This is a genomic window from Vibrio sp. 10N.222.54.A3, assembly GCF_041474095.1.
Lineage (GTDB): Bacteria > Pseudomonadota > Gammaproteobacteria > Enterobacterales > Vibrionaceae > Vibrio > Vibrio crassostreae_C.
In genome coordinates this window covers 1-10486 of record NZ_JBFRTN010000068.1, presented here as the reverse complement: position 1 = coordinate 10486, position 10486 = coordinate 1, and the positions used below count along the sequence as shown (strand labels likewise).

Annotated in this window: 9 protein-coding genes; 8 read left to right on the top strand and 1 reads right to left on the bottom strand. The window is 45.8% G+C overall.

Annotated features, from left to right (window positions below; translation table 11 throughout):
* Positions 1-29 precede the first annotated feature (29 nt).
* Positions 30-344, bottom strand: a complete 315-nt coding sequence (cyaY, locus tag AB4507_RS15005; RefSeq protein ID WP_017061010.1) for an iron donor protein CyaY — start codon at positions 342-344, stop codon at positions 30-32.
* Between the two features lie 75 nt (positions 345-419).
* Here cyaY and lptM point away from each other — a divergent pair, with 75 nt between their 5' ends.
* From lptM to AB4507_RS14965, 8 genes are all read left to right on the top strand, one after another.
* Positions 420-536, top strand: a complete 117-nt coding sequence (lptM, locus tag AB4507_RS23040) for an LPS translocon maturation chaperone LptM (RefSeq protein ID WP_017063757.1) — start codon at positions 420-422, stop codon at positions 534-536.
* Between the two features lie 42 nt (positions 537-578).
* Positions 579-1832, top strand: coding sequence for a diaminopimelate decarboxylase (lysA, locus tag AB4507_RS14995; RefSeq protein ID WP_017066756.1), 1254 nt, complete (start codon positions 579-581; stop codon positions 1830-1832).
* Positions 1833-1843: 11 nt separating this feature from the next.
* Positions 1844-2674 carry a diaminopimelate epimerase gene (gene dapF, locus AB4507_RS14990; protein ID WP_017061013.1) on the top strand — a complete coding sequence of 277 codons (831 nt, stop codon included), beginning with the start codon at positions 1844-1846 and terminating at the stop codon, positions 2672-2674.
* A gap of 44 nt (positions 2675-2718) precedes the next feature.
* The gene (locus tag AB4507_RS14985; protein WP_017061014.1) at positions 2719-3417 is read left to right on the top strand and encodes a DUF484 family protein; all 699 of its coding nucleotides are present in this window, start codon (positions 2719-2721) and stop codon (positions 3415-3417) included.
* Entirely contained in the window at positions 3386-4318 is a 933-nt protein-coding gene (gene xerC, locus AB4507_RS14980; protein ID WP_017061015.1) for a tyrosine recombinase XerC, read from the top strand. The genes AB4507_RS14985 and xerC overlap by 32 nt, the downstream gene beginning before the upstream one ends.
* A gap of 15 nt (positions 4319-4333) precedes the next feature.
* Positions 4334-5050 carry a 5-amino-6-(5-phospho-D-ribitylamino)uracil phosphatase YigB gene (gene yigB, locus AB4507_RS14975; RefSeq protein ID WP_050649035.1) on the top strand — a complete coding sequence of 239 codons (717 nt, stop codon included), beginning with the start codon at positions 4334-4336 and terminating at the stop codon, positions 5048-5050.
* Positions 5051-5218: 168 nt separating this feature from the next.
* A complete protein-coding gene (locus tag AB4507_RS14970; RefSeq protein WP_102394387.1) occupies positions 5219-7717 on the top strand; it encodes an EAL domain-containing protein in 2499 nt (832 codons plus the stop codon).
* 192 nt (positions 7718-7909) lie between these two features.
* Positions 7910-10390, top strand: coding sequence for an EAL domain-containing protein (locus AB4507_RS14965; protein WP_372182896.1), 2481 nt, complete (start codon positions 7910-7912; stop codon positions 10388-10390).
* Positions 10391-10486 lie beyond the last annotated feature (96 nt).

Below are 10486 nucleotides of genomic sequence, written 5' to 3'. Positions count from 1 at the left end.
CTCCTCCTACTCGATTTGCTTACAAATGATTAGACCCAATCGATCGCTTCACCTGCGTGCTTCACGCATTCTTCTTTAACCATCTCAAACAGCTCCATGCCCGTCTTTGAACATGTCCACTTGTCGTCAACTAGCTTGAAGTGAAAGCCACCAGACTTAGACGCTAACCAGATTTCTTTCATTGGTTCTTGGCGGTTAATGATGATTTGGCTGCGGTTCTCAAACTCCAGCGTCATCACGTTACCAGTCACTTCGTAATCAATATCTGCCTCTGATTCATCGATAGCTTCTTCGATGTTTTGCATCTGTATATCGACCAGCTGATGAAATTCAGTCTCGTTCATCCTTTCTATCCTATTGCTTTTCCTGAGTGTGGTGCGATTATAGGGGGCATTGAGTTAATAATCACGATATGCAAAATGAAAAAATTAATTGCTGCTCTATTTATGATGTCCGTTATTGGACTTTCTGGTTGTGGTCAAACGGGTCCTTTGTACGATCCTGATGAAGTTCAGCAAACCGAACAATCACAATAAGTGAAAACACGCAGAAATCGTTATTTATAAGGGATAAGAACTTTGGATTACTTCAACTATCAGGAAGATGGCCAGCTTTGGGCTGAGGACGTCGCACTTTCACAACTAGCAGAGCAATATGGTACACCGCTGTATGTATATTCTCGTGCAACATTAGAACGCCACTGGAATGCGTTTGATTCATCGGTTGGTGAGCATCCGCACTTGGTGTGTTATGCCGTTAAAGCTAACTCAAACCTTGGCGTGTTGAATACTTTGGCTCGTTTGGGCTCTGGCTTCGATATCGTTTCTGGCGGTGAGCTAGAGCGTGTGGTTGCTGCCGGTGGCGATCCAGCAAAAGTTGTATTCTCTGGTGTCGGTAAAACAGCCGCTGAAATGAAGCGTGCGCTTGAGTTGAACATTAAGTGTTTCAACGTAGAGTCTGAACCAGAACTAGAGCGATTGAATAAAGTAGCTGGTGAGCTTGGTGTTAAAGCGCCGATTTCACTGCGTATCAACCCAGACGTTGATGCCAACACTCACCCTTATATCTCTACAGGTCTGCGTGATAACAAGTTTGGTATCGCTTTCGACCGTGCTCCTGCTGTTTATGAGTTTGCAAAAACACTCGATAACTTGTCTATCCATGGTATTGATTGCCACATTGGTTCTCAGTTAACGGATATCGAACCTTTCATCGATGCAACCGATCGCCTACTTGCGCTGATCGACCAGCTACGTGCTAACGGTATCAACATCAAACACCTTGATGTTGGTGGCGGCTTGGGTGTGGTTTATCGTGATGAATTACCACCACAGCCTTCTGACTACGCGAAAGCTTTATTGGCTCGCTTAGACAATCATTCTGATCTAGAGCTGATTTTCGAGCCTGGAAGAGCGATTGCTGCTAACGCTGGTGTATTATTAACGAAAGTCGAGTTCCTCAAGCCAACAGAGCACAAGAACTTTGCCATCATCGATGCAGCAATGAACGATCTAATGCGCCCAGCACTTTACCAAGCTTGGCAGGATATTGTTCCTGTGAGCCCTCGTCAGGGTGAAACTGTGACTTACGATTTGGTTGGCCCAATCTGTGAGACAGGCGATTTCCTAGGTAAAGATCGTGACCTTGTTCTTGAAGAAGGTGATCTGCTAGCAGTTCGTTCAGCGGGTGCTTATGGCTTCGCGATGTCATCTAACTACAACACTCGTTCGCGTGCGGCTGAAGTGATGGTGGATGGCGATAAAACTCACTTGGTTCGTCAGCGTGAAGAGCTTACGAGTCTGTGGGAACTTGAAAACATTCTTCCGGAGTAATTTTAAGCGTTATGCACTTCCACTTTTCTAAAATGCATGGTTTGGGCAATGATTTCATGGTCGTGGACTGCATTACTCAAAATATTTTCTTTTCTCCAGATTTGATCCGTCGCTTGGCGGATCGTCACACTGGCGTGGGCTTTGATCAGCTACTTGTGGTTGAGGCTCCCTATGATCCAGAAACTGATTTCCATTACCGCATATTCAATGCGGATGGCAGTGAAGTGGAGCAGTGTGGCAATGGTGCACGTTGTTTTGCACGATTCGTTCGCATGAAAGGCTTAACGAATAAGTACAGCATCAACGTGAGTACCAAGAAAGGTAAAATGGTTCTCAAGATTGAAGAGAATGACCTGATCACGGTGAACATGGGCATTCCTGAGTTCGAACCCGGCAAGATTCCATTCAAGGCCAAGCAGCCAGAGAAGACGTATATCCTAAGAACGGATGTACACACATTATTCTGTGGTGCGGTAAGCATGGGTAACCCACATGTGGTGACTGTGGTTGATGACGTCGACACGGCTGATGTGGACACCTTAGGCCCGCTACTTGAATCACACGAACGTTTCCCTGAGCGTGTTAATGCTGGCTTTATGCAGGTAGTTAACCGTGAAGAAGTTCGCTTGCGTGTTTACGAGCGCGGTGCGGGTGAAACTCAGGCATGTGGCAGCGGAGCGTGTGGCGCAGTTGCAGTGGGTATCACTCAAGGCTTACTGGCTGAGAATGTGAAGGTTCGTCTACCAGGCGGTGACTTACACATTAGCTGGCAAGGCCCGGGTAAACCTCTGTTTATGACCGGCCCTGCAACGCATGTGTTTGATGGTCAACTTTCTTGCTAATAACGACCCAAAACAAATAGATTCATAAAAATAAAGGATAGGTTTTGTCTTACGTTGAAGCCGACGCACTCACCGCAGAAGTGGTCGCGGAATATTTACGTGATAACCCAGATTTTTTCCAAGACCGAAAAGATTTGGTTGATCGCCTTGCTATCAATAACGTTGAGCAGGGCGCTGTTTCTCTGGTTGAGGTTCAGCTTAAACGCCAGCGTCATCGAATCGAAGAGCTTGAAGAAGAGATCACTGGCTTGATGTCGTTGGCAGCAAATAACGATAAAACCTTCTATGAGTTTATGGATCTGCAAGCGCAAGTGCTGAAATGCAGTGACTTTATGCAGGTGATAAAAGCCGTTGAACAAAAAGCGTTAGATCTTGGGCTTAAGGCTCATGTTCGAATTCTTTCGCAATCTGGCTTTTATCAGTTGAGTGCTGAGGGTTACTCTAAGTTTTCGCTTAACCATTTCAATGGCAAAGATGCTTATCTTGGGCGCTTGAGAAAAGCCGACAGACACGATTTGTTTGGTGATTATCCAGTTCCAGAGCTAGGCTCTTATGTAGTACTACCGCTTGCTAAGCAGTCTCCATTGGGTTTGCTCGCCTTTTCTAGTGAAGATGGCGGACATTTCCAACCCCATATGGATACGCTCTTTTTACGCCATTTAGCACTTGTTGTCGCTCATTTGGCGGACACCTTACCTTGGCAGATAAATAATGAGCCTAGAGCCCAAAATACCTCTTCCTAACAGCCTTCAAAAGCCACTTTCTCGCTTCTATGAATATCTCAGAAGCGAGAAGGGGCTCAGCCTACACACCCAACGTAATTACAAACAACAACTTGAAACCATGGCCGGGCATTTAGTCACGCTCGGACTTAAAGACTGGGGGCAAGTCGATGCGGCGTGGGTCAGACAACTAGCCAGCAAAGGCATGCGTGAGGGAATGAAAGCGAGCAGCATCGCGACTCGCTTATCGTCATTGCGCAGCTTCTTTGATTTCCTTGTGTTGCGTGGCGAAATGACCGCCAATCCAGCTAAAGGTGTCTCTGCACCTCGCAAACAACGCCCTTTGCCTAAAAACCTCGATGTTGATGAAGTGGGTCAACTGCTTGATGTGAATGAGGACGATCCATTGTCGATTCGTGATCGAGCGATGATGGAGGTGATGTATGGTGCTGGATTACGACTGGCAGAACTGGTCGGCATCAATCTTAAAGATGTGTTAGGTCGACAAGGCGAAATTCGAGTGATTGGTAAAGGCGACAAAGAACGCAAAGCGCCTTTTTCTGGTTTAGCTAAAGAGTGGGTCGATAAATGGCTCAAAGTTCGTGGTGAATTGGCTTCACCGGGTGAAACTGCGCTGTTTGTCTCTAAGCTTGGGACTCGTATCTCTCACCGCAGTGTGCAAAAGCGCATGGAAGAGTGGGGCAAGAAGCAATCTGTCGCGAGTCATATTAGCCCGCATAAACTGCGTCACTCCTTTGCAACGCATGTGCTGGAATCGAGCCAGAATCTTCGTGCTGTTCAAGAGTTGCTTGGCCATGAAAACATCTCGACGACTCAAGTGTATACCCACTTAGATTTCCAACACTTAGCACAGGCTTATGATCAGGCTCACCCGAGAGCTCGTAAGAAGAATAAAGATTAGATTTAAGGGTTTACTATGCGAATTTATCGAGGGTTAAAGCCCATTAAAGCCATGACCTTTGACTTGGATGACACCCTGTATGACAACTGGCCTGTGATCATGAAGGTTGAGAAAGAGATGGCACAGTGGCTTTATCAAAAGCACCCAGTGTCGGCTTCTTTATCGCTTGAAGAGTGGCAGGGCATTAAGCAGCAAGTCGCATCTGAAAACCCAGCTTTGAAACATGATGTCACCGTGTGGCGTGAAACTCAGATTAAGAGTGGTTTGCTGCAATTGGGTTACTCCCTGCCGCAAGCAAAGCAAGCGGCTCGAGAAGGCATTGAGCATGCCTTGTGGTTGCGTAATCAAGTCGATGTCCCTCAAGAAACGCATCGAGTGATGTCTGAACTTAGCCAGCGTATTCCTCTGGTTGCGATTACCAATGGCAATGTCGACCCTCACAAAATTGGCTTAGGGCAGTACTTTCAATTAATCCTTAAAGCCGGCCCTGATGGCAGAGCAAAACCCTATCCAGATATGTTTGAAAAAGCTCAGCAACACCTAGATTGCGACGCTGAGAATATTCTTCATGTTGGTGATCACCTTAAAACGGATGTCTATGGAGCCAAGCAAAATGGCTTCCAGGCGTGCTGGTTTAATGACACTGGTTCCAATTTATACCGCTCCCCTAAGGCGAGTGTGCTCCCTGATGTTGAAATAGACCAACTTAGCGATCTTATGCGACTAATTTAATGGCTTGGTAAGCTTATTGTGTCGCATTTACGATAGTGAATTGTTACATTAGTCGCCTATAAAAGCCTGATTAGGCTAGGATAATTGGCGACTACTTTTTATCGATTCATTTCAGTCATAGCAGTGGTTGCGGGTTGTTACTTCACTCGATTTTGAACAAGGGTTGGCATGCAAACATTTACATTTCTCGCAAATACTGAGGCGTTATTTAGAGCTCAATTTGATCAGCGAGAATGGTGTGACAGCAAACAGTACCTTATTCAAATTTTCTCAGCACAATCTTCAGATCTAGCTCGTCAAATCGCGGGTGTTGCCCTCAATCGTTTAAACAATGCGACGCTAATTGGTCAGAGTGCTCGTCATGTTATCTGTGATAATTGTCTTGAAAGTGCATGCACCTTAGTTATCATCAGTGAGTTCAACGAAACCCATCTAACTTCTGCGGTCCAGCCTTTTTCCGGCAATCCAAATCAAGACAGCCAAGACTTAGCTTTTCAATTGCGCCTTACAGAAGACACCAAAACGGTCATCAGCTTGTGTGATCAGGTTGAAGGGCGTGATTATCCTATTTATAGCGCTTTTGAAAATTTACCTTACGCCTTGCCGATAGCTGGTGGACTGTGCCATGAGAATGAATTTGGCCGTTGGGTTATGTATAACGAGCAAACCTACCAGCACGCCTGTGTTGCTGTGGCTCTGACTAACCCAAGATTGAAGGTTTGGTCGGACGCGTACTCTGAGTGGAACCCGATTGGGATGAAGCTACGAGTCACACACGCAATCGGAAATCGCTTATACGCATTGAACGACAAGCCGGCTATTGAAGTATTTAAACATTACCTTGCGGATGGCAAAGACCTTCCTTTTAGCCAGCTGATGAGCTTTCCGCTTTATCGAGAACTTGGCAGAAAGAAGGGTATCTCGACGCCGCTACGTATTAATGATGATGGCAGTATCGAGTTTGATAGCCCTTGGCATGTCGGTGAAGAGGCGCAGTTTTGTTATAACCACCCATCTCTCACTGCAGAAAAGGTACGCCACGGGGCCGAGATGCTAGCCATGCATCAGCCTGAATCGGTGATCATTTATAACTGTGTATCTCGACTTGAGTTTATCGACAGTAAACTTGAGCTCAAGCCATTTGAAGGGATAGTGAATACATGTGGTGCCTACTGCATGGGGGAGCTATACCGTAATGAAGACCGCCAAGAGATACTGCACCATAGCCTGACTTATATCGCTATGCGCGAGTCTGACGAGATTAAAGAGTTTCATTGCGAAGACTTTCAGTGTGGCTCAACCGTGTCGCCATTGCTTAACCTTGTCAGAAATGCAGTCGCTGATCTTGACAGTATGAATACTCAGATGGAAAAGAAACTCCATCAACAAGCGCGTCGCTTAACCGAAAGCTATCGTATTGACTCGCGTACTGGTTTGCCGAACCGTATCGTATTGAAAGAACGCCTCAATACTATTCTGTTTAGTGAACACTTACTCACGTTAAAGCTCACGAATTTCCATCAAGTTAACGAAAAATACGGCTATCAAGTGGGTGACCAGTTACTGCTTGATCTGTCTAATCACTTCATCGAGCGATTGCAGCTTCGTGTCGTCAAAGAGCCTCGCGTGAAAGTAGAGCTGTTCAGTATTGGTGTCGGAGAGTGGGCGATTATCTTTAATGCCAGTGTTGGTAGTGCGAAAATAAAAGAAGGTTTCGTTGAGTTCGCCGATGACATCGAACACATAAATTTTGAGCCGTATGGTTTGGCTGATATTGATTACTTGTCAGTTTCTCTGTGTGGCGGCTTTGCTAGTCGTTGTGACTTCTTAACCGACAGTGGTGACGAGATCTTATTGAAAGCGATCGAAGCTCGACGCTATGGAGTGCGTAATAATACCCATATCACCAATGCCAAAGACATTCAGGTGAGCGAAGAGGACCGAAAAGAGCAACTTGGTTGGTTGAGCTGTGTGAGCCGTGCAATTTTAGATCAGAACATCATCACTTACTCACAGCCGATTGTGGAATCGGGTACGCACGAAATGATTGGCCAAGAGTGTTTGGTCAGAATCATGGAGTCGGACGGTACTATTGTGCCACCAGGAAAGTTCTTACCTATCATTGCTGACACCCACCTATACACGCGCCTTAGTCGACACATGATTAAGAGCACTATTGGCTACATGGCAGATAAGCAGAGTTCGTTTTCTATCAATCTATCCCCACAAGATTTGTTGAGCGACAAGACGCTTGAGGTGCTTGAGGCTGCGATCAGTGGTATGAACGATCCTACTCGACTTGGTTTAGAGGTTTTAGAATCAGAACAGATTAAAGATTATGGCCGCATGATTGAGGTGTGTGATCACTTCCGTGCTCTGGGGGCGAGAATTATTGTTGATGATTTTGGCTCTGGTTACTCCAACATCGATGAAATTATCAAGCTAGAGCCGCAGATCATTAAGCTCGATGGTAGCTTGATTCGTAATATCGACAAAGACCAAAAACAAAGAAACATCGCTTCTCAGTTGGTTCGTTTGTGCCAAGTGTTCAACGCCAAAACGGTCGCTGAATTTGTCCATAACCAACAGGTTTGTGAGATAGCAGAGCAAATGGGTGTCGATTATCTGCAGGGGTACTACTTTGGTGAGCCTAAGCGACTGTTTTAGCAGTTAAAGCTTCTAGCATTGTGTAACTACTGACGATAAAAGTACTGCGCCGCCATTAATGACTGCTTTTTGGTGGAATGAATGATGTCTAACTAAGGTCACATTATTCATAACACGATCGTAAGTATTCCGTGCAAGCCTTATCTATAATAAGCACAATAACAAATCATTAACGTAACGATTAATGTGAATATGCAGTCGACTTCTCTCCTGATACAAGACATTGAGCAAACCCAACGTGAATTGGAAAAGATAGATTTTCATCAACATGAAAGCCTACTGATTCAGGTGTTTTCGTCTTTCGAGAAAGGTTCTGTTTTGGCTGCCTGCCAAGTGATTCAATCGACTTTTCCCAATGCCAAACTGATTGGTTGCAGTGCTAACCACTACATCAGCCAAGGTGTCATCCTGCACCAAGGTCTTTATCTGATTGTTACCCGCTTTGACGCGACGTCTTACTCTTGTGGTGTTGTCGAATATAGCGAACAACCATTGCTCGATAGCCACGCTATGTGGCAACAGCTTGAGTGCAATGATAATACTCAAAGCATCATCTGTTTCGCAGACCGCTTGCAGATAAATAACCGAGATCTATTTTCAGCGTTTGAGCAGTCGATGTATTCATTACCGATCTGTGGCGGTGCATCGACCATCACAGATAATGGACGTTGGGTGATGTTAGATGGCATTTGCTATGAAAATGCCTATGTGATGTTGGCGTTGCACAGTGTCGAGCTCTCCATCGCTAAGGGTTATTACACTGAATGGAATCCGATTGGTCGAACTTTTCGAGTGACCGGTGCTCAAGAGAACCGGTTGTTGGAACTGGATGGGATGCCTGTTCGCGAACTCTACAATCGTTACCTCGCTGATGGCTTCGAAGTGCCTTTTGAGCAACTGCATAACTTTCCCTTGATGGTCGGTGACCCCAAAGAGCAAAACATTCACTTACCGCTCAAGGTAACGGAAAGTGGGGAGATAGAATTCAGCGGCCAGTTCCAAGTGGGTGATGAGGTCCGGTTTTGTTATGACCATCCATCTTTGACCCTAGAGCAAATACGACTGGGCGTGCAGCAGCTCGCCTCTCATAGGCCAGAACAGTTCTTCATTTACAACTGCACTTCTCGTATCGACTTTATCGATGGTAACCAAGAGGTTGAGGTTTTCCAAAAATTGGCCGATAGCTATGGCGTTTACTGCATGGGAGAACTTTATCAAGAGAATAGCCAACAGCGAATCTTGCACCATAGCCTCACTTACCTTGCGCTTAGAGAAGGCGAGGGTAAGGCGGTATTGCCATTAGAGACACAACCCGCGACCAACATATCCCCTCTGTTTTCATTGATCCGAAATGCACTGCTTGATGTCGATGACATGAACAACAGCATGGCGAGTAAGATTCAGCAGCAAGCCACCGCATTGACGGCAAGCTATCGAATTGATCACCGTACAGGTTTACCCAATCGCAGTGTGTTGCGTGAGAAGCTGTCGAAGATGAGCAGTGACAGCCACTTGTTAGCTTTGAAGGTCACGACCTTTGGTCAGATCAATGAGAAGTATGGTTATCGAGTGGGTGACAAGCTTCTGCATGATTTGAGTGAGTACTTTCAAAAGGCGCTGTGGCAGTTCTTTGATGAGGGCTGTCAGCTCTACAGTATCGGTATTGGTGAGTGGGCGGTGGTGTTTGATAGTTGGGCGAGCCAAGAACATATTCATCAGCGATTCTCGGAATTTGCTGATCAAACCGAGCATGTGAATTTTGAGCCTACCGGTTTACCCGATATTGATTACTTGTCGGTGTCTATCTGTGCGGGTATCGCCAGCCGTCGAGATTTCCCGACTACCTCTATTGATGACTTATTGTTGAAGGCGATTGATGCGAGGCGCAGCGCTGTCAGCCAGAACAAGCACCTAGTGAGCGCCAAGGCACTCATTCAATTGGAGAAGCATCGCCAAGAGCAACTTGGTTGGCTGTCGTGCGTGAGTCGCGCCGTGCTTAATCAGAATATTGTGGCGTGCTCTCAGCCCATAGTTTCAGCACACAGTCATCAGGTAGAGAGCTACGAGTGTTTGGTTCGAATTGAAGAGGACGGTCAGTTAATTGCACCGGGTAAGTTCTTGCCAATCATTGAAGGAACCCATCTCTATACACGCCTCAGTCGTCAGATGATAACGCGCACCTTCGATTTTATGAGTCAGCGAACCGATTCGTTCTCAATTAATTTAGCGCCACAAGATTTCAGCAATGAGAAAACCATTCTTCACCTTGAACAAGCGATCAAGAAAATCAGTCACCCACAGCGTATTGGCTTGGAGGTGTTAGAAACGGAACAAATTCAGGATTACGGTCGCTTGATTGAGGTGTGTAATCACTTCCGCGATCTTGGTGTGAATATTATTGTTGATGACTTTGGTTCGGGCTATTCGAACATTGATGAGATATTGAAGCTAGAACCACAGGTGATCAAGCTTGATGGCAGTTTGATTCGCAATATTGATAAAGATAAAAAGCAGCGCAAGATCGCTCAGCAGTTGGTGAGCTTATGCCAGATTCTGAATGCTAAGACGGTGGCGGAGTTCGTTCATAACGAACAGGTGTGTCGTATTGCTGAAGACATGGGGGTCGATTATTTGCAAGGGTATTACTTTGGCCAACCTCAGCGTTTGTTTTGATGGAGCGAGCGTTTCACGTGAAACACTGGTTGGCTCAATAACGAAAATACGATGTAAAAAGGGTGAGCTTATGGCTCACCCTTTTTGTTTGTGCGC

Excerpts from the sequence above, each read along its gene's own strand:
- cyaY (WP_017061010.1), bottom strand. The coding sequence starts at position 344 with ATGAACGAGACTGAATTTCATCAGCTGGTCGATATACAGATGCAAAAC.
- lptM (WP_017063757.1), top strand. The coding sequence starts at position 420 with ATGAAAAAATTAATTGCTGCTCTATTTATGATGTCCGTTATTGGACTT.
- dapF (WP_017061013.1), top strand. The coding sequence starts at position 1,844 with ATGCACTTCCACTTTTCTAAAATGCATGGTTTGGGCAATGATTTCATG.
- xerC (WP_017061015.1), top strand. The coding sequence starts at position 3,386 with ATGAGCCTAGAGCCCAAAATACCTCTTCCTAACAGCCTTCAAAAGCCA.
- yigB (WP_050649035.1), top strand. The coding sequence starts at position 4,334 with ATGCGAATTTATCGAGGGTTAAAGCCCATTAAAGCCATGACCTTTGAC.
- AB4507_RS14970 (WP_102394387.1), top strand. The coding sequence starts at position 5,219 with ATGCAAACATTTACATTTCTCGCAAATACTGAGGCGTTATTTAGAGCT.
- AB4507_RS14965 (WP_372182896.1), top strand. The coding sequence starts at position 7,910 with ATGCAGTCGACTTCTCTCCTGATACAAGACATTGAGCAAACCCAACGT.